At 32.4% G+C, this 19,477-nt stretch carries 17 protein-coding genes and 1 riboswitch; of the genes, 8 read left to right on the top strand and 9 right to left on the bottom strand.

All coding sequences use genetic code 11. From position 1 onward, the window contains the following. Positions 1 to 70: 70 nt before the first annotated feature. From dapD to AB1J10_RS02045, 7 genes are all read right to left on the bottom strand, one after another. A complete protein-coding gene (gene dapD / locus AB1J10_RS02075; RefSeq protein WP_046208294.1) occupies positions 71 to 790 on the bottom strand; it encodes a 2,3,4,5-tetrahydropyridine-2,6-dicarboxylate N-acetyltransferase in 720 nt (239 codons plus the stop codon). Positions 791 to 811: 21 nt separating this feature from the next. After that, positions 812 to 1,534, bottom strand: a complete 723-nt coding sequence (dapB, locus tag AB1J10_RS02070; RefSeq protein WP_046208295.1) for a 4-hydroxy-tetrahydrodipicolinate reductase — start codon at positions 1,532 to 1,534, stop codon at positions 812 to 814. Then, a complete protein-coding gene (dapA, locus tag AB1J10_RS02065) occupies positions 1,531 to 2,418 on the bottom strand; it encodes a 4-hydroxy-tetrahydrodipicolinate synthase (protein WP_046208296.1) in 888 nt (295 codons plus the stop codon). Before dapA ends, dapB begins: the two co-directional genes overlap by 4 nt. Position 2,419: 1 nt before the next feature. Then, positions 2,420 to 3,409, bottom strand: a complete 990-nt coding sequence (locus tag AB1J10_RS02060) for an aspartate-semialdehyde dehydrogenase (protein ID WP_046208297.1) — start codon at positions 3,407 to 3,409, stop codon at positions 2,420 to 2,422. A gap of 60 nt (positions 3,410 to 3,469) precedes the next feature. Continuing rightward, on the bottom strand, positions 3,470 to 4,678 hold the full coding sequence (locus AB1J10_RS02055) for an aspartate kinase (RefSeq protein WP_174894772.1): 1,209 nt from the start codon (positions 4,676 to 4,678) through the stop codon (positions 3,470 to 3,472). Between the two features lie 81 nt (positions 4,679 to 4,759). Further along, a riboswitch (Lysine riboswitch) is annotated at positions 4,760 to 4,938 on the bottom strand. A gap of 185 nt (positions 4,939 to 5,123) precedes the next feature. Beyond that, positions 5,124 to 5,954: an aldo/keto reductase gene (locus AB1J10_RS02050; RefSeq protein WP_064208975.1), complete on the bottom strand. Its 831-nt coding sequence runs from the start codon at positions 5,952 to 5,954 to the stop codon at positions 5,124 to 5,126. Between the two features lie 266 nt (positions 5,955 to 6,220). Continuing rightward, positions 6,221 to 7,825 (bottom strand): ABC-F family ATP-binding cassette domain-containing protein, encoded by a 1,605-nt coding sequence (locus AB1J10_RS02045; protein WP_046208300.1) that lies wholly within the window; start codon positions 7,823 to 7,825, stop codon positions 6,221 to 6,223. 143 nt (positions 7,826 to 7,968) lie between these two features. Here AB1J10_RS02045 and cvfB point away from each other — a divergent pair, with 143 nt between their 5' ends. The 6 genes from cvfB (at position 7,969) to phoU (ending at position 13,820) form a co-directional block, all read left to right on the top strand. Beyond that, positions 7,969 to 8,868, top strand: a complete 900-nt coding sequence (cvfB, locus tag AB1J10_RS02040; protein ID WP_046208301.1) for an RNA-binding virulence regulatory protein CvfB — start codon at positions 7,969 to 7,971, stop codon at positions 8,866 to 8,868. Between the two features lie 327 nt (positions 8,869 to 9,195). Further along, entirely contained in the window at positions 9,196 to 10,155 is a 960-nt protein-coding gene (locus tag AB1J10_RS02035) for a PstS family phosphate ABC transporter substrate-binding protein (protein ID WP_046208302.1), read from the top strand. Positions 10,156 to 10,354: 199 nt separating this feature from the next. After that, positions 10,355 to 11,284 (top strand): phosphate ABC transporter permease subunit PstC, encoded by a 930-nt coding sequence (pstC, locus tag AB1J10_RS02030; RefSeq protein ID WP_046208303.1) that lies wholly within the window; start codon positions 10,355 to 10,357, stop codon positions 11,282 to 11,284. A gap of 1 nt (position 11,285) precedes the next feature. Continuing rightward, positions 11,286 to 12,197 carry a phosphate ABC transporter permease PstA gene (gene pstA, locus AB1J10_RS02025; RefSeq protein WP_019468772.1) on the top strand — a complete coding sequence of 304 codons (912 nt, stop codon included), beginning with the start codon at positions 11,286 to 11,288 and terminating at the stop codon, positions 12,195 to 12,197. 93 nt (positions 12,198 to 12,290) lie between these two features. Next, on the top strand, positions 12,291 to 13,172 hold the full coding sequence (pstB, locus tag AB1J10_RS02020; RefSeq protein ID WP_046208304.1) for a phosphate ABC transporter ATP-binding protein PstB: 882 nt from the start codon (positions 12,291 to 12,293) through the stop codon (positions 13,170 to 13,172). A 3-nt stretch (positions 13,173 to 13,175) separates the two neighbouring features. Then, entirely contained in the window at positions 13,176 to 13,820 is a 645-nt protein-coding gene (gene phoU, locus AB1J10_RS02015) for a phosphate signaling complex protein PhoU (RefSeq protein WP_046208305.1), read from the top strand. Positions 13,821 to 13,931: 111 nt separating this feature from the next. Here the strand turns inward: phoU and pepF are convergent, their stop codons facing one another. Continuing rightward, the gene (gene pepF, locus AB1J10_RS02010; RefSeq protein ID WP_070038137.1) at positions 13,932 to 15,746 is read right to left on the bottom strand and encodes an oligoendopeptidase F; all 1,815 of its coding nucleotides are present in this window, start codon (positions 15,744 to 15,746) and stop codon (positions 13,932 to 13,934) included. Positions 15,747 to 16,010: 264 nt separating this feature from the next. Here pepF and AB1J10_RS02005 point away from each other — a divergent pair, with 264 nt between their 5' ends. Both AB1J10_RS02005 and AB1J10_RS02000 read left to right on the top strand, forming a co-directional pair. Continuing rightward, the gene (locus tag AB1J10_RS02005) at positions 16,011 to 16,361 is read left to right on the top strand and encodes a hypothetical protein (protein ID WP_070038133.1); all 351 of its coding nucleotides are present in this window, start codon (positions 16,011 to 16,013) and stop codon (positions 16,359 to 16,361) included. A 181-nt stretch (positions 16,362 to 16,542) separates the two neighbouring features. After that, entirely contained in the window at positions 16,543 to 17,298 is a 756-nt protein-coding gene (locus tag AB1J10_RS02000; protein WP_070038130.1) for a MerR family transcriptional regulator, read from the top strand. A gap of 937 nt (positions 17,299 to 18,235) precedes the next feature. Here AB1J10_RS02000 and AB1J10_RS01995 read toward each other — a convergent pair. Continuing rightward, entirely contained in the window at positions 18,236 to 19,432 is a 1,197-nt protein-coding gene (locus AB1J10_RS01995) for an SAM-dependent methyltransferase (RefSeq protein ID WP_070038128.1), read from the bottom strand. Positions 19,433 to 19,477: the final 45 nt, after the last annotated feature.

Raw genomic sequence — 19,477 nt, 5'->3', positions numbered from 1 at the left:
GTTATATCGTCTAAAACCTCCTACAAATATTAAAAATTCAGTTTTTATGATCTATCTTCTTAATTCAGTATTAATCGTTTAATTTTCTTAGTGCTGAAACGATTTCTCTTTTTGAATCTTCAACTTCACTTGTTTGCTTAATTACTTTTGCTGGTGTTCCAGCAACCACAGAGCCGGCAGGGACATCTTGCGTAACGATTGCACCAGCTGCAACAATAGAGCCTTCGCCAACGCGAACACCTTCAAGTATTACAGCATTTGCACCAATGAGTACGTCATCTTCAATGATCACAGGTGATGCACTAGGCGGTTCAATTACGCCAGCTAATACTGCACCAGCTCCAACGTGAACGTTTTTACCTGTAGTAGCACGACCACCAAGTGTTGCGTTCATGTCAACCATCGTTCCTTCGCCGACTACAGCACCAATATTGATCGTAGCACCCATCATAATCACTGCACCATCTTCAATCGTAGCTTGTTCACGAATAAATGCACCAGGTTCTATACGTGCATTCGTATTGGTTAAATCTTTTAATGGAATTGCTGAATTACGACGATCCATCTCAACTTCTAATTCATCAATCGCTGATTGATTTTTTTCATAAAATTGTTTCCAATCATCCGCTTCACAAAAGATTACTTTAGAGTCAGGTCCGCCAAATACTTTAAAGTTATCAGGAAATATTACTTTATCGAACTTACCATTCACATAAACTTTAAGAGGTGTAGATTTCTTCGCATCACTTATATATTGAATAATTTCTTCTGCCGTTAAATGTTGTACCATAATTTTTTCGCTCCTTAAAAGTTATAAATTATCAAATGTATAAAAATCATTTGATTTATTAATTAATTTTTCTGCTGCACCAATCGCTCCATTGGCAAAAATATCTTTTGATTGAGCACGATGGGTGATTTCTATTGTTTCATCAGTACCTGCAAATAACACATCATGTTCACCAACAATCGTACCACCACGAATTGAATGGATACCAATTTCATCTTGTGTACGTTTTTCATCTAACTCATGTCTGTCGTATACTGGCGTTGTTTTTTCACGTAATGACTCAATGACATCATAAAGCTTTACTAATGTACCACTAGGTGCGTCCACTTTTTTATTATGATGTGCTTCAGTTAGTTCAATGTCAAAATCTTGAAGTAGGGGAACTGCAGCTTCCAAAATTTTAGTTAAAGCATGAACTCCATAACTCATATTTGCACTGAAAAATACTGGCATTTTACTACTTAATTCTTTTAATTTTGCAATAATTTTTTCTTTTTCTCCAGTTGTTGCGATAACTAATGGCAAATTAAATTCATCATCTAATAAAGGCAACAATAACTCTGGATTTGAAAAATCAATTGCAACATCGGCATCTTTAACGTCTGAAATACGTTGGAACGTTGGATAAGGGTATGATTTAGATGAATTAGGTACAATCACACCTTCAATTTGATGTCCTTTTGCTTCAGCTAATCTTGCTACACGTTGATTCATGGCACCATAGCCTATTAAAACAATATTCATGTATTGTCACCTGCTTTAAATTGTTCATATGCTTCTTCTAACGTTTGACGTTCTGCATCTTGCAGTTTCACTAGTGGAAGGCGTACTTCATAATTACCAAACCCTTCAACGGCTGTTAATGCTTTGATAGGAATAGGGTTAACATCAACAGCTAATGCATCTAATAGCGTTTGTATAGGTTGAAATTGTGAATTGATATCTTTTCCACTTTGTTTTGCATCGAATAATGACTGGAATGCATTAGGAATTACATTTGCAGCGACAGAAATGACACCGTTACCACCTTTTTCAAAATAATCTACCACATTATCATCATTACCGCTATACAAAGCAAAATGATTTAAATCTAAACGTTTTTTCAATTCATCCATATATTCAAAATCATTAGTAGCATCTTTTATCGCTACAATATATTCATTATCACTTAATGTTTCAACCGTTTCTGGATTAATAGTCATATTCGTACGTGAAGGTACATTATACAAAATGACAGGTAATTTTACTGCATTAGCTATGGTTGTAAAGTGTTCAATCAATCCACGTTGATTTGTTTTATTGTAGTAAGGCGTGATTAACATAATACCATCTGCGCCAATTTCTCTCGCACGTACTGAAGCTTGAATAGATTTTTGAGTATTATTCGTACCTGTGCCAGCAATCACTGGTACTTTGCCATCTACATAATTAACAACTGTCTCTAATACTTGATCTTTTTCTTCATCAGTTAATGTAGGGTTTTCGGCTGTTGTACCATTAACCACGATACATTTCGCATTATTTTCTAATAAATATTTTACATGTCTTCTAAGGGCGTTTAAATCAACTTCGTTGTGTGTGAAAGGTGTTGTCAAAGCAACACCTACACCTTCAAAAATATGTCCCATTTTATCTTACTCCTTTCAAACTCATTACTTGTTCTAAAACTTGTACTGCATTTAAAGCTGCACCTTTTAGTAAGTTATCTGAAGTACACCAAACATGGAAAGTATTATCTAACGAATCATCTCGACGAATTCTACCAACAAATATTTCATCCTTACCAGTTGCATTTATCGCTAGTGGATATTCATTTTGTTCTGGATTATCAATCAGTACGACACGTCCGTCATTGTCAAAAAGCTGCTGAATTGCTTGTACTGAACTTTCGCTTTCAAGCGTAACGCTCATATGCACACTGTGACTATCTTGAACAGGCACACGCACACAAGTTGCTGTTACTTTCAAATCTTCATCTTTTAAAATTTTTCTTGTCTCATCAATCATTTTTTGTTCTTCTTTTGTATACCCATTTTCTAAAAAACTATCGATATGTGGTAAAACATTATTATAAATAGGATGTGGATATGCTTCAGGTGCTTTACCATTCGCACCTTCAGATAAATCTTGTCTGCCTTTTACACCAGACCCTGAAACAGCTTGATATGTTGTATAAGCTACACGTTCTAATCCAAATGCTTCTTGCAATACTTTTAAAGGTACAACCGATTGAATAGTAGAGCAATTTGGATTAGCGATGATTTTTCTTTTTAATACAGGTTCATTAACTTCAGGTACAATTAAATCAATGTCATCTGCCATTCTCCATTGACTAGAATTATCAATAACAATGGCACCAGCTTGTTCAAAAATAGGGGAGAAATGGGCGCTGGTACTTCCACCGGCACTCATTAAAACATAGTCATAATGTTCACTTGCAGCTTCTTCAGTTAATTCTTTAACCGTATATGTTTTGCCTTGAAATTCAATTTTTTCTCCTGCTGAACGTGCTGAAGAAAACAATACTAATTCATCAAATGATATGTTTTTACGATCTACTGTTTCTAACATTTTTCTTCCAACTAAACCAGTTGCGCCTGCTATTGCTAATTTTGTCATATATTATACACTCCATTTTCATTTTAATAAGTTTGCTAAAATTAATTATATTTAGAAAATTCAGATATCAAAAGTTTGATACAAGGCATGAACTGCGCGTTCACCATTTTCAGAATCTATTACACATGAAATACTTATTTCGGATGTGGTGGTTTGATAAAATGCAATATCATTTTCAATCAATGTTATAAATGCTTTTGAAGCAACACCAGACATATCTCTCATACCAGAACCAATTAATGAAAGTTTAACGTATCCCTCATTTATCTTGAAGTCTAAAGCATTAAACCTTTCTTTTAAGTCATCTAAGATGTTTGTTATTTGAACAGCATCTGTATCTTTTATCGTGAAAGACATTTGTAACCCTTCCAAATTAACGATTTGAGAAATCATATCGACATTGACTGATCCTTCTTCTAAATGGTTGAATAAATCTGTCAGTAATCTATTATCCGGTAGGGGATAACTAATTGTAACATGTTGCATATGTTTATCTAATGCAACACCAGTAACTGCTTTTTTTTCTAATAATTCTGCTTGTGACATAATCCATGTTCCTTTCACATTTGATAAAGTTCTTCCTAAATACAAGGGGATGTTATAATTTTTCGCTAATTCAACGCTTCTCGTTTCAAGTACGCCTGCACCTAAAGCGCTCATTTCCATCATTTCTTCATACGAAACATACGACAGACGTTTCGCATCTTTGTAAACCCGTGGGTCAGTCGCATATACACCATCTACATCAGTGTATATCTCACAAGTCGTTTGGTTACTTGCAGCTAAAGCTACAGCAGTGGTATCTGAGCCACCACGACCTAAGGTAGTTACTTCTAATTCATCATTTACCCCTTGAAATCCTGCTACCACTAGTACATCGTTACTTTCAAAAGCTTGTTCAAATGTACTTGGGTCGATTTCAGCAATTTTACTTTTTAAATGATGACCAACCGTTTTGATTCCTGCTTGATATCCAGTCATCGCTTTTGCATTTATACCGATGTCATTTAATACCATCGATAAATAGGAAACGGTCTGTTGTTCACCAGTTGTTAATAACAGAGCCAATTCTTGATCTTTTGGTGTCGTAGTAAGTGTTGAAACATTAGCCATCAACTCATCTGTTGTTTTACCCATTGCACTTACAACAACGATAAGTTGCTCACCTTCATCAACTCTTGTTTTTAACATGCCTGCTATATTTTTAATTTTAGTAAAATCACTTACTGAAGAACCTCCAAATTTCAAAACACTTCTTTCCAATTCCATATCCTCCTCATTTGATAGGGGAGAATCACAGTGATATAAAAAAGAACAAGTCCGGAATGCGAACCTGTTCTATAATTTATATACAAGTGATGCACTCCATTATTTTAAAATAATGACAGACTCTTAGCTCTTAACCATAAAGTCCAACTTGTTATAAGCTGCTATTATAACTGTTTCGGCATCTCACCCTTTCAAAATTAGCTGCTAGCAGACAGGTTCTTCTAAAATTTACTAATGATTGATGCGCCTCATCAAAACTTATTTAATTTTTGTTTATGAATCATATTATACATATGCTTATATGTACTGTAAACCGCTTTTACAAAGTTTTTTAAATTTACTGAAAAATTAAACGTTTTTATAAACGTTTTGCTAATTAAGTGTAATTTATATACTTTTAAAAAGAACTAAAATATTAAACTTTTAAAATTTATGAGCTTTCTCTTTAAAATTCTTCATATATGGCTGGATCTTGGTCTTTACGTCTACCATCTACACGTGTTAATGCGTTGATTTTCTCAATGTCATTATTATCAAGGGAAAAGTCAAAAATATCAATATTTTGTAATTGTCTTGATACTGTTGTAGATTTCGGAATAGGTACAACACCATTTTGAACATGCCATTTTAATATAACTTGAGGAATAGTTTTATTATGTTTTGTGGCAATTTCCACAAGGTTTTCATCATTGATAACACTAGAAGCACGACCTAATGGACTCCAAGCTTGAGTAATAATTCCTTTAGAAGTATTGTACTGAACCAATGCTTCTTGATTGAAGTATGGATGTAACTCAATTTGGTTCACAACTGGCAAAACGCCAGTTTCTTGTTGTAGTGTATCGATATGTTCTGGTAAAAAGTTACATACACCAATTGATTTTATTAAGCCAGCTTTTTGTGCTGCAATCATTGCTCGCCAAGCTTCAACATACTTTCCTTGTTTGGGATTAGGCCAGTGAATTAAATATAAATCAAGATAATCTACACCTAGACGATAAATTGATTCCTGAATTGCAGTCAGTGCATCGTCGTAAGTTTGATAACGACCAGGTAATTTTGAAGTAATCATAATTTGTTCGCGTGAAACTCCACTCATCTCGATTGCTTTACCTACAGTACCTTCATTCTCATAATTATAGGCAGTATCTAACAAACGATAACCTTGTTCTAAGGCATTCACAATCGCATGTGTGCCATGCGCGCCATTTAACTTATATGTACCAAAACCAATTTGAGGAATTACTTGTCCATCTAACATATTTAACTGTTTCATTTGCATACCTCCATAACGAAATATGTATTTGATTATATTATGCTTAACCATTTATGCCTAATATTTAGACTCGTAGGGAGGAAGTTACTATAAACAAAAAAGCTAAGATATGTTAATATCTCAGCTTTTAACGTATGATTTCAATCATTGATAATATTTTGCATTTATTTTTAATAACGCGATTTACAATCTAAATTTTTGAAATATACAATACGTATCATCAATTCAATATGATACTTTATATATCGCTTTGTATTTTTAAAGGGTTATTTACTTAATACACCAGTTTCTTGTAAATAAGCTTCATAAGATATTTCTTTTGATAAACCACCAGTAGGGTTTAAGTCAATTACTCGGTTTGCAATTGTATTGATAAATTCAAAGTCATAAGATGTGAAAATCATAGAACCTTTGAAATTTTTCAAACCATCATTTACTGCAGTAATACTTTCTAAGTCTAAGTGGTTTGTTGGTTCATCTAGCAATAGAACATTCGCGCTAGATAACATCATTTTACTTAACATACAGCGTACTTTCTCTCCACCAGATAAAACACTAGCTTTTTTCTTAACTTCTTCGCCACTAAATAACATACGACCTAAGAAACCTCTTAAGAATGTTTCAGTTTGTTCATCTTCAGGTGCATATTGACGTAACCAATCAACTAAATTCATATCTACACCTTCAAAGTAGTCAGAGTTATCTTTAGGGAAGTAACTGCGGGAAGTTGTGACACCCCATTTTACTGATCCTTCGTCTGGATCCATTTCACCTGCAAGTATTTTAAGTAAAGTAGTTTTCGCAATTTCACTATCTCCAATTAAAACCGCTTTATCATTAGGGTTCATTGTGAATGAAATGTTGTCTAACACTTTATTACCATCAATCGTTTTTGATACATTTTCCACAAATAGCAAGTCATTACCAATTTCACGTTCTGGCGTGAATTTTACGTACGGATAACGGCGTGAAGAAGGTTGAATATCGTCTAATTCAATTTTTTCTAGTTGCTTTTTACGACTTGTTGCTTGTTTAGATTTAGATGCATTTGCAGAGAAACGAGCAACGAAATCTTGCAACTCTTTAATTTTTTCTTCTTTTTTCTTATTTTGCTCTTGTGCCATTTTCATTGCTAATTGACTTGATTGATACCAGAAATCATAGTTACCAACATAAACTTTTATTTTTCCATAATCTAAGTCTGCAATATGTGTACATACATTATTTAAAAAGTGTCGGTCATGTGATACCACAATTACTGTATTTTCAAAGTTAATTAAGAAATCTTCTAACCAGCTTATCGCAGGTATATCTAAACCGTTGGTCGGTTCATCAAGTAGAAGTACATCGGGCTTGCCGAATAAACTTTGAGCTAATAATACTTTTACTTTTTGATTATTTTCTAATTCAGCCATTTTTTTATCTTGTAAATCAGCAGATATACCCAATCCAGATAATAAAGAACCTGCATCTGCTTCGGCATTCCAACCGTCCATTTCAGCAAATTCGCCTTCTAATTCTGCAGCCCTGATTCCATCTTCATCACTGAAATCTGGTTTCATATAAATCTCATCTTTTTCTTTCATTACTTCATATAAACGTTCATGACCTTTAATCACAACATCTATCACACGTTCATCTTCATAAGCAAAGTGATCCTGTTTTAAGATTGCTAAACGTTCGTCTTTTCCCATAGATACATGACCTGATTGTGCATCCAACTCACCAGATAAAATCTTTAAAAATGTTGATTTTCCAGCACCGTTGGCTCCAATCAAACCATAACAATTTCCTTCTGTAAATTTAATATTTACATCCTCGAATAATTTACGATCACCAAACCGTAAACTTACATCAGTAACTTGTAACATGCATTTGCTCCTTTACGTTAATCTACCGGACAAATTATAACACACTTAAGAAGGAGTTTCGACCATTCACAATGAGGTGATGCTTGTTTCTTTATAGCATGTTATAATAGTTAAGAATAAATTTAAGTACGAAGGAGAACAGTATGGCCCAAGAAGAGAAAAATATTGTAGGTTCCATTGAATTTCTTGAAGTCGTTGGATTAGAAGGATCTACTTACAAGTTACAAGGACCAAACGGAGAAGAAGTTAAACTCAATCAATCCGAAGTTAATGAAGAAGACGAGTTAACGATAGGCGAGGAATATAGTTTCTTCATTTATCCTAATAGATCAGGTGCATTGTTTGCGACACAAAACATGCCAGACATTACTACTAGCAAATATGATTTTGTGAAAGTATTAAAAACCGACCGAGATGGTGCACATGTCGATGTAGGTCTTCCAAGAGAAGTTTTAATTCCATGGATAGATTTACCAAAAGTCAAAGATGTATGGCCGACACAAGGTGATGAATTATTAGTTACTTTGCGTATTGATAGTGAGAATAATATGTATGCTCGACTAGCAACTGAGACAATTGTTGATTCAATGTACACGCCAGTACACGATGATACATTACAAAATAAAGTTATTGAAGCAAGACCATACAGAGTTTTAAGAGTCGGAAGCTTTATGCTATCCAAAGATGGCCATAAAATATTCGTACATGAATCTGAACGTAAATCTGAACCTCGTTTAGGTGAAAAACTAGAAGTTCGTATCATCGGACATAATGAAAAAGGGGAGCTTAATGGTTCATTTTTACCATTTGCACATGAAAGACTTGACGAAGATGGTCAACATATTTTTAATTTACTCGTAGAATATGATGGTGAGCTTCCATTTTGGGATAAATCAAGTCCTGAAGCGATTAAAGAAGTATTCAATATGAGTAAGGGTGCATTTAAGCGCGCAATTGGCCATTTATATAAAAACAAAATTATAACTATTGAAACTGGTAAAATTGCATTAACTAATAAAGGTTGGAGTAGAGTCGAAGATTAGTTTCTACTGTATAAAATAGTGTTTAGATACTTATAAATTTATCCTGTACTACATAAATCGTTGTGTAGTACAGGATTTTTTTGTTTTTATATTACAAAACAAACGTGTTTTGTAATATTTATATTTTTACAAATACCGTCATATCAACATTTCAAAAATCATAGCATACATAGAATCTCTTATTGTGAATTTTGTAAATGAGGTCAATAAATACTTAACAAAAGATTTACATTATCTATATTTGTATTTAATAAAAGGTGTGTAGTATAGGAACTGTAAGAAATACATATAACTTTTGGGTTATTCACTTATTAGGAGGATGTTTCAATGAAAAAATGGCAATTATTTGGTACTACTGTAATCGGCGCTTCACTTTTATTAGGAGCTTGTGGCGGTGGAAATAGCGATTCTGGTAAAGGAAGTGGAGAAGTTAAAGGTGATGGTTCATCTACTGTAGGTCCAATCATTGAAAAATTAAATGAAAAATTCGCAAAAGATAATTCAGATGTAACTGTATCTAATGGTACAGCTGGAACTGGTGGCGGTTTTGAAAAATTCATTTCAGGCAGCACTGATTTCTCAAATGCATCTAGACCTATAAAAGACGAAGAAAAGAAAAAATTAGATGATAAAGGTATTAAATATGATGAGTTTAAAGTTGCTCAAGATGGTGTGACAATTACTGTAAATAAAGATAACGACTTTGTAGATGAACTTACTAAAGAACAATTAAATGAAATCTACTCAGGCAAAGCAAAAACATGGAAAGACGTTAATTCAAAATGGCCAGACAAAGAAATCAAAGCATTTTCTCCTGACCAATCTCACGGTACTTACGATTTCTTCTCTGAAGAAATTATGGACAAAAAAGATATTAAAGCAGAGAAAAATGCTGATACAAATACAATTGTTCAGTCAGTAGAGAAAAATAAAGATAGTGTCGGCTATTTTGGTTATAACTTCTATAAACAAAATAAAGACAAGCTAAAAGAAGTTAAAATCAAAGATGAAAATGGTCAATTAACTGAACCAACTAAGAAAACAATTCAAGATGGTTCTTACGCATTAAGTAGACCACTTTATATCTACACTAACGAGAAAAAATTAAAAGATAATGAAGGATTCCAAGACTTCATGAAATTTGTCATGAAGGATAAAGGAAAATCAGCTGAAGACGCAGGATTTGTTGCCTTACCTGAAAAAGATTACACTGAACAACAAAGCAAATTAAAAGACATCATTGGTAAAGATAGCGACAAAAAAGACAGCAAAAAAGAAGATAAATAAACATAATAGCAATTTTAAAGTTGGGATTCAGGAAGTAGATAGACAAATAGCATGATTAAGTTATCTATCTACTTCCAAGTTCAATTTATCTAGCGTTTAACAATATAGTGAAAATCGCTATGTTGCTAAACACTAGATGATGAACAATCCCGACTTTTATTTTAAATATTGGGAGTCTATAAGAAAGAAGGGTATTTACATGGCTAATCAGAATACTTCTGTTAGTGAAATGATTGCTAAAAACAATGCTAAGAAAAAAGGTATTAGCGATAAAATTGTACCGATCATTCTGGGAATCATTGCAATTTGCTCAATTTTAGCAACAGTAGGGATAATCGTTACATTATTAACAGAGACCATTACATTTTTTACACGTGTTCCAATTACTGAGTTTTTATTCTCCAAAGATTGGAATCCATTCTCATCAACACCACAATATGGCATTTGGGCATTGATCTTAGGTACGCTTAAAATAACAGTTATTGCAACAATTGTTGCTGTTCCTTTAGGATTAGGCGCTGCTTTATATTTAAGTGAATATGCTTCTACAAGAGTGAGAAAAATAATAAAACCGATTTTAGAAATATTATCTGGGATACCAACAATTGTTTTCGGCTTTTTCGCTTTAACATTTGTTACCCCTGTACTCCGTGCAATATTTCCTGAATTAGGTAGTTTCAATTCAATTAGTCCAGGTATTGTCGTAGGCGTTATGATTATTCCACTAATTTCGAGCATGAGTGAAGACGCGATGTCATCTGTGCCAAATAAAATGCGTGAAGGTGCACTTGGTTTAGGCGCAACAAAATTTGAAGTTGCCACAAAAGTGATATTACCAGCTGCTACTTCAGGTATTATGGCATCTATCGTATTAGCTGTCTCACGTGCAATCGGGGAAACGATGATTGTATCACTTGCAGCAGGTAGTACTCCAAGTTCTTCATTAGATTTAACCGGATCTATCCAAACGATGACTGGATATATTGTACAAGTTGCAACAGGAGATGCGACATTTGGCTCTGATATCTATTACAGTATCTATGCTGTTGGTTTCACACTATTCTTATTCACACTTGTGATGAATTTAATTTCACAATGGATTACGAAACGCTTTAGAGAGGAGTATTAAAATGGCAGAGACAAATACTAAAGCGCTTGTTAATCAACAAAAAGTTGAGAAAAAACTTTCCAGTAGGTTAGCAACAAATAAATTCAATAAATGGGCATTTTTCACATGTACTTTAGTAGCCTTACTTTTTTTAGCTGCTTTAATTATAGATACACTCATTAAAGGTGCAGGGCATTTAACACCGTCGTTCTTCACCAATTTCTCATCTTCTACGCCTTCAATGGCCGGTGTGAAAGGCGGTTTAATCGGTACAATTTGGTTAATGATTACTATTATTCCAATTTCAATTATATTGGGTGTAGGTACAGCAATTTATTTAGAAGAATATGCTAAAGATAATGCATTAACAAGTTTTATTAAAGTTAGTATTTCAAACTTAGCTGGTGTACCTTCAGTCGTTTTTGGTTTACTTGGTCTCACTATTTTTGTAAGAGGTATGGGTATAGAAGCGCTTGCTTTAAGTAACTCTGTACTTGCTGCGGCTTTAACTATGTCGTTACTTATCTTACCAGTCATTATCGTTGCAAGCCAAGAAGCCATCAGATCGGTGCCAAGCTCTGTTAGAGAAGCTTCATATGGCTTAGGTGGAAACAAATGGCAAACGATTCGCCGTGTTGTATTACCAGCAGCGATTCCTGGTATATTAACAGGCTTCATTCTAGCATTATCTCGTGCATTAGGTGAAACTGCACCACTCATACTCATTGGTATACCAACCGTATTATTAAGTTTACCTTCAAGTGTTTTCGACCAATTCCAAGCGTTGCCAATGTCGATTTACAATTGGGCAAAACTACCACAAGATGAATTCCAAAATGTTGCGTCAGCCGGTATCATTGTCTTGCTAGTGATTTTACTGCTAATGAACGCAATCGCAATATTCTTAAGAAACAAATACAGTAAAAAATATTAATGTTATTTCAAAATCAAATTTAATTAAGCGGTTATTTTTGGGAAAAATTATAACTTTATAGTTTATAACATAATCGCAAAAGGAGTTTTAATTATGACTAAAGATACAATTAAAGAAGAAAAATCAAAAATCGCAGAACATACAAATCAAGATTCTGCACCAATTGCATCGATTGATAGAGAAACAAATAAAAATGACAATAAAATTCCTGATAGTGAGAAAAAAATAGTCTATTCTACAAAAAATTTAGATTTATGGTATGGCGATAATCATGCTTTAAAAAACATCAATCTAGATATTTTAGAAAATAATGTCACTGCAATCATAGGACCATCAGGTTGTGGTAAATCTACTTATATTAAAACATTAAATAGAATGGTAGAACTTGTGCCATCTGTTAAAACAGCAGGTAAAATCATTTACCGTGATCAGAATATTTTTGATGAAAAATATTCTGTTGAAAAATTAAGAACAAATGTCGGAATGGTTTTCCAACAACCGAACCCATTCCCAAAATCTATATATGATAACATCACTTACGGACCTAAAATACATGGTATTAAAAATAAAAAGATTCTTGACGAAATTGTCGAAAAATCTTTACGTGGCGCTGCAATATGGGATGAGTTAAAAGACCGCTTAGATACAAATGCATATAGCTTATCAGGTGGTCAACAACAACGTGTTTGTATCGCACGTACATTAGCAATTGAACCAGATGTTATTTTAATGGATGAACCAACATCTGCGTTGGATCCAATTTCAACATTGAAAGTAGAAGAACTCGTACAAGAGTTAAAAGAAAAATATTCAATTATTATTGTTACACATAATATGCAACAAGCTGCGCGTGTTTCTGATAAAACAGCATTTTTCCTTAACGGCTATGTAAATGAATACGACGACACTGATAAAATCTTCTCTAATCCTTCAGACAAACAAACAGAAGATTATATCTCTGGTCGCTTCGGTTAATATATGGTTATTAGAGAAAAATATGAAGGCCAATTAGACGAATTAATGAAAGATTTACGTCGACTTGGCCTTCACGTATATTATAATATTGAATATGCATTAAGATCGTTAAGTGAAGAGGATAGAAATTATGCGCGCCAAACGATTGCGAACGATAAGGATATTAATGCCTTAGAAACAGAAATAAATGAAAAAGTGATTATGTTAATCACCAAACAACAGCCTATTGCTACTGATTTAAGATTAATGATGGCTGCACTAAAAATCGCTTCTGATTTCGAAAGAATAGGTGATAATGCCGCAAATATTGCTGAAATTAGATTACGCGCTAAAATCACCGATGAATATGTGCTTACAAGATTGAATACTATGGGTAAACTCGCATTATTAATGTTAAAAGATTTAGATGATGCAGTAAAAAGAGATGATGTCACTTTAATTAAGGAAATTATCGAACGTGACGAAGATATAGATGATTTATATAAAAATATCGTTAACACAACTTATTTAATAGATAACGACCCTTTTGTTGCAGGACAAGCACATCTAGCAGCTAGACATTTAGAACGTATTGGTGACCACATTAGCAATGTTGCAGAAAGCATTTTTTACTTTGTTACAGGTGAACGTTACGAATCATATGATTAAATACAAATAGCACGATGTCGAATATTAGCTACATCCAGTTGGAAATCCGGATTTGCTTATTTTATCGGCATCGTGCTTTATATTTAAGATAGATCTTTGTTTATATTATAGTTATTGATCTTCAGCCTCGATTTCATCTGTAAGTTGTTCTAACTCATCTACCAAGTTACCTATATATGCAATTGTCGCTTTTAGTGGTTGATCCGTGCTAATATCAATACCAGCTAATTGAGCTAATTCGGCAGGTGATTGGCTACCTCCTGCTTTCAATGTAGTTAACCAATCATTCACAGCAGGTTGTCCCTCTTGTTGAATACGTTGTGACATTACCGTACCAATTGTTAAACCAGCAGAATACGTATACGAATATAATCCCATATAATAATGTGGTTGTCTCATCCATGTAAGTTCTGCACCTTTTGTGAATTTAACACTTTCTCCAAAAAATTGAGAATAAACATCCAACATAATTCGATTCAATAACGGTGCAGTCAATGATTCACCATCATCAACTTTTTTATATACCTCGCGTTGATACGCTGCTTCTAGTAAGTGCGTTACCATATTGTGATAATAAGTTCTAGAAACGATAGAACCAATTACCCAGCGCTTAAATTGAGCATCACTACTGTTTTTGAATAAATAATTTGCCATTAGCATCTCATTCATTGTCGATGGTGCTTCTACAAAATACATGGAGGGTTCTGATTCTAAATAATTTTGATGACTTTGTGCTAAGGTAAAATGACCAGCATGACCTAATTCATGTGCTAAAACAAAGGTTTCAGTCATTTTTCCAGTCCAAGAAATAAATATATATGAATGTGTAGCATATGGACTTGCACAATACGCACCAGTATCTTTACCTTTATTTTGAGCAAAATCTATCCATCTATCTTGATAGGCCGTTTCAACCATATTTAAATAATCTTTACCTAAAACATTTAATGCACCATAAATATACTTTTTAGAATCCTCAATAGAGATATCGGGTTCGTAATTAGGATCTATAGATATTTTTAAATCTTCAAAATGCATGACTTCTAAGCCATGAACACGTTTAATCAATTTTGCATATTTTTGCATAATAGGTGCTAAATCACTCATAATAACATCAATTTGGCGATCAAACATATCTCGATTAATTTCTTGATCTTGTAGTAGGTAATCTATTACAGAATCATAACCGCGTAGATCTGCTTCATTTTTTTCTTGTTGTACTTGCATATTATATGTCGCAGCAGTTGTATGTTGATACTTATTTAATGCATCGCTAAATTTTTTGAAACTAATTCTTCTAAATGCTTCTTCTGGATGATCTTCATATTCATTTTCAAAAGTAGCATAATCTAAAGAGTATGTTTTGCCTTTATATTCAAATGAGTCAAAATCTATATCTAACATCTTCGTGATACCATATAATTCAAAAGGGCGTTCAAACACTGATGATAAACTTGCTAATGTTTTTTCAACTTCAGGACTAAGTTGATAAGGTTTGCGTGCCTTTAATTTTTCCAAAAAATGTGGGTATTTAGATGTTGAGATAAAACGCTTGAACGTTTCATCTGAAAGTGCCAATATTTCGGACTCAACAAATGATAATTCACTGGCAATTTTCCCATAAGTATTTGAAAATTTAGCACTTAATGTTTGTGCATGTTCATTTGTTGTATCCACACTTAATCTCAACTCTGCATAATTTGCCATTTTATCTAATTCAATCAGAATATCAGAATATATAGCCAATGCCTTTTCAATTATAGTAGGATTATCCAATTGATGAACATAGTTTTCATTAAATGTTTTAGCAGCAGCTGTTGTTTTTTCTAAAGTTTGATAAAATGCTTCATCGGAAGAAAACAGAGCTGAAATGTCCCAAGTTATTTCATCAGAAACTTCATTTCTAAGTGGTAAAGTATCCGCCATTTAATCACTCCTAGTTATGTATAATAAATTCAATTTTAATTATACATGAAATCACCTTGTAAGATACAATTGTGCGTTTATATGCTAAATTCGCATCAGAAAACAAACTTTCTACTTGAACAAAACAAATGTTAATTGACGTGATTAATGCAATATTTTAATATATTATTATACGACTCAAGATGGATATGATATATAATTTCGTTTAGTATAATAATATTATTATAATGACAAGTATGTCGATTTTTATAAGGAGCGCTATAAATGACTATTTTTGATTTACCCAATTTTTTATGGATTACAGTGGTAGCTGTTATAATAGTTACATTATTCTGTACACTTGTTTTAAATAAATGGTTTACATCAGCTATTTTAACATTTGTAATTTTAGCTATTGCTGCATTCTTAATACCTAATTTCGAAAATATTACTTACGAGCCATTATTAGGTTTTGCTGCATTTATGGCGGTACTAAGTTTAATCATGAGCTTTTTAATTTGGTATTTCACACGTGACTTTAGACGTAAACGTCGAGAAAAAAAGGCGCTTAAAGAAATGCGAAAACGTGGTATCTCACCTGAAGACGAAGCACATGAGTTTAAAAGAAGAAAATAATTATTTAAATATAACATAGAAAATTAATCCCATAATAATTGCGTCAACTAATATGGTTAAAAGTCCCAGACATATTTTGTCTCAGGGACTTTTTTTATACTGCTATAAATTATGTAAAAAGTTATTATTGACCCTAACGTTCCGTTAAAGATTATAGTTATTATATAAGGAGGTAAATTAAATGCAAATGACAGTTAAACAGATTGCAGATTTAGTAGGTATCAGTGTGCGTACGTTACATTATTATGATGAAATTCATTTATTAAATCCTACCAAACTGTCTAAATCAGGGTATCGGCTATATTCAGAAGCAGACTTAGATAAACTACAACAAATATTATTTTTTAGAGAGCTAGATTTTCCTCTTAAAAAAATTAAATCAATCATTGCTAGCCCATCCTTTGATAGACAAGAAGCCTTAAAAATGCACAAACAATTGCTTATAGATCGAAAAAATCGAACCGATCAAATGATTCAAACAATCGATCAAACGTTACGCTATATGAGGGGAGAAATAACTATGACAAATGAAGAAAAATTCAAGGGTTTTAATTTTGACAATTTACCCAAAAGCTATGATGAAGAAGCACGTAAAAAGTGGGGCGATTCTACCGTTACGAAAGCAAACCAACATATCAACGCGTGGTCAGATAAAGAAAAAGTTGTGAAAACTAAAGAAATGAATGATATCTTTTCAACTTTTGCCAATTTAAAAAGCCAATCGCCAGAATCTGCTGAAGTCCAATCAAATGTGCAAAATTGGTTTGATTATCTAAATTCAAACATAAATTTTGATTACACACTAGACATCTTTGAACGTTTAGGTCATATGTATGTTGAAGACGAACGATTCAAAGTAAATATAGATAAATTTGGAGCTGGCACCGCTCAATTCATTAAAGACTCAATTGAAGTTTATGTAAAGAACAATCAATAATCATATACGCCTTTATTAAATCAAAAAAATTACGATTTGATAAAGGCATATATTTTATATGACATTATCTGTTAATTACGTTAAATAACTACGTCAAAATCAACAATAATAAATTATAGATTTACAGCAAATATTTAACATACAATCTAACTTACTGGCTATAAAAACACATGGTCGTTTGATATTTACAGTCATGAATACAGTATTAATATAACTCATAATCTAATTTAAACAGAAACTAAAATATAAATTAATGCAAAATAGGTGCCCTATATCAAAATATACATAACTTCCTATAATATATATTATGTAAACTAAAATGCTAACTGAAATATGTATGCCGATTTTCTTCTTATTTAAAAGATATTTATCACTTACTTTATTAAAGTCCAAGTATTGCTTAATTCAGCTTTGATAAATCATCAAAAACTTTACGTTTAAAATGAATTGAAAACATACATTAACAACAATTTCAATATGTCTATGTTAGTCATCATCATTATATGTATTTAGTTTCATTCATTTGCTCTTAATTTTTCAACAGCAATGCTCAATATATAATTTTTATAATCTTACTGTAGAGATCTAAATACCGATAACATATTTATAAACAAATTTTTGTTCGCTCATTTGCAATCATATCTACATTGATACACAAAAACAAAGTTCAACGTTCAAAAATCAACTTCTCAGCGTTTCAAAATGATATAGCTTTATTAAAATAATTACAATTTTAAAAAATATAAGCGAGAATGCTATCAAACATTACTCGCAATAATCTATAACTGTATGGTTTTTAATTAAACCTATAATATTTATAGTTTACATAACATAAATAAAGTAAACTATAAATGCCGATTACTTTAAGTACTATATAAATATAAATGGTATTAAAACAGAAAATTAAGTTTCAACACCATTTATCAAAATTTTTGTATTAATTATCACAGTATAAATAATCTCTTGTCATTGGAAGTTCATTATTAACACCTTTTGTGATTAAAAATTGATGCAAATCGGAAACACCACATGTGAAGTTTGCCGCACATGCATTTAAATACAAACGCCACATTCTTATAAATCGCTCATCAAATTGTTCGCGTACTTTATCTATATTTGCTTCAAAATTTTCTGCCCAGTTACGTAAAGTTAAAGTGTAATGCCTTCTTAAGCTTTCTACATCTATAATTTTCAAGTTATTCTGTGACATATTGTCAACTAATGCTCTTATTGAAGGAATTGCACCTCCGGGGAAAATATATTTAGTGAGAAAGTCGTTACCTTCTACTTCAACAAGTCCAGTAATACAATGTAACAATGCCACACCGCCATCGTTCAATAGCTTATGTGTATTTTCCATGAATATAGGAATATGATCATGCCCAACATGTTCTAACATGCCTACACTTACAATTCGATCAAAAGTTCTTTTTTCATTAATAAGTTCTCTATAATCCATTAACTTAACATCCACCTGGCCGATCAAACCTTCAGCCTTTATGCGCTCTTTTGTTTTGATATATTGTTCCTCACTTAATGTAATACCTAATGTTTGAACATTATATTGTTTTGCAGCTTCAATAATAAGATGTCCCCATCCAGATCCAATATCCAATAAACTCTGGCCAGACTGTAAATTTAACTTTTTTAATATATGGTTAATCTTGTTAACTTGAGCGGTATATAACGAATCTGCTTTCGTTTTAAAATATGCACATGAATAATTCATCGTTTTATCTAACCATAAGCGATAAAAATCATTACCTAAGTCATAATGAAATGAAGCATTTTCTTTAGCAATTTTTTTAGTATTTTTATATTTTTTTCGAGAATGCACATGCTTTTGCTTAGGTTTATTTATAAAACTTCTTTGTTGTGAAAAAATGGATTCCATAATATATTCTAAATCCCCATCGACTTCAATATCTTTATCCATATAGCCTTCAGCTAATGCAATCATGGGATTTGTTTTTAGCAGTTTTTTATTTAGCGGTTTGTTAAAAATTAAATGGAATTTAGCAACTCCATCGTTATAATTTACCACTGAACCATCCCAAAACGTTAGACTAAACGGTTCAGTAGCTAAATTTTTTAGTATTTTTTTATAAATTGATTTTTGAATCGAAATATCCATTAATCAAACACTCCCTAACGTAAAATGAATATTTATTTTAAAACC

Origin of the sequence: Staphylococcus cohnii species complex 1663, from assembly GCF_041008415.1 — a bacterium.
Lineage (GTDB): Bacteria > Bacillota > Bacilli > Staphylococcales > Staphylococcaceae > Staphylococcus > Staphylococcus ureilyticus.
The sequence above is the reverse complement of the archived record's forward strand: the minus strand, read 5'-3'. Positions and strand labels throughout refer to the sequence as shown.

Excerpts from the sequence above, each read along its gene's own strand:
- dapD (WP_046208294.1), bottom strand. The coding sequence starts at position 790 with ATGGTACAACATTTAACGGCAGAAGAAATTATTCAATATATAAGTGAT.
- dapB (WP_046208295.1), bottom strand. The coding sequence starts at position 1,534 with ATGAATATTGTTTTAATAGGCTATGGTGCCATGAATCAACGTGTAGCA.
- dapA (WP_046208296.1), bottom strand. The coding sequence starts at position 2,418 with ATGGGACATATTTTTGAAGGTGTAGGTGTTGCTTTGACAACACCTTTC.
- AB1J10_RS02060 (WP_046208297.1), bottom strand. The coding sequence starts at position 3,409 with ATGACAAAATTAGCAATAGCAGGCGCAACTGGTTTAGTTGGAAGAAAA.
- AB1J10_RS02055 (WP_174894772.1), bottom strand. The coding sequence starts at position 4,678 with ATGGAATTGGAAAGAAGTGTTTTGAAATTTGGAGGTTCTTCAGTAAGT.
- AB1J10_RS02050 (WP_064208975.1), bottom strand. The coding sequence starts at position 5,954 with ATGAAACAGTTAAATATGTTAGATGGACAAGTAATTCCTCAAATTGGT.
- AB1J10_RS02045 (WP_046208300.1), bottom strand. The coding sequence starts at position 7,825 with ATGTTACAAGTTACTGATGTAAGTTTACGGTTTGGTGATCGTAAATTA.
- cvfB (WP_046208301.1), top strand. The coding sequence starts at position 7,969 with ATGGCCCAAGAAGAGAAAAATATTGTAGGTTCCATTGAATTTCTTGAA.
- AB1J10_RS02035 (WP_046208302.1), top strand. The coding sequence starts at position 9,196 with ATGAAAAAATGGCAATTATTTGGTACTACTGTAATCGGCGCTTCACTT.
- pstC (WP_046208303.1), top strand. The coding sequence starts at position 10,355 with ATGGCTAATCAGAATACTTCTGTTAGTGAAATGATTGCTAAAAACAAT.
- pstA (WP_019468772.1), top strand. The coding sequence starts at position 11,286 with ATGGCAGAGACAAATACTAAAGCGCTTGTTAATCAACAAAAAGTTGAG.
- pstB (WP_046208304.1), top strand. The coding sequence starts at position 12,291 with ATGACTAAAGATACAATTAAAGAAGAAAAATCAAAAATCGCAGAACAT.
- phoU (WP_046208305.1), top strand. The coding sequence starts at position 13,176 with ATGGTTATTAGAGAAAAATATGAAGGCCAATTAGACGAATTAATGAAA.
- pepF (WP_070038137.1), bottom strand. The coding sequence starts at position 15,746 with ATGGCGGATACTTTACCACTTAGAAATGAAGTTTCTGATGAAATAACT.
- AB1J10_RS02005 (WP_070038133.1), top strand. The coding sequence starts at position 16,011 with ATGACTATTTTTGATTTACCCAATTTTTTATGGATTACAGTGGTAGCT.
- AB1J10_RS02000 (WP_070038130.1), top strand. The coding sequence starts at position 16,543 with ATGCAAATGACAGTTAAACAGATTGCAGATTTAGTAGGTATCAGTGTG.
- AB1J10_RS01995 (WP_070038128.1), bottom strand. The coding sequence starts at position 19,432 with ATGGATATTTCGATTCAAAAATCAATTTATAAAAAAATACTAAAAAAT.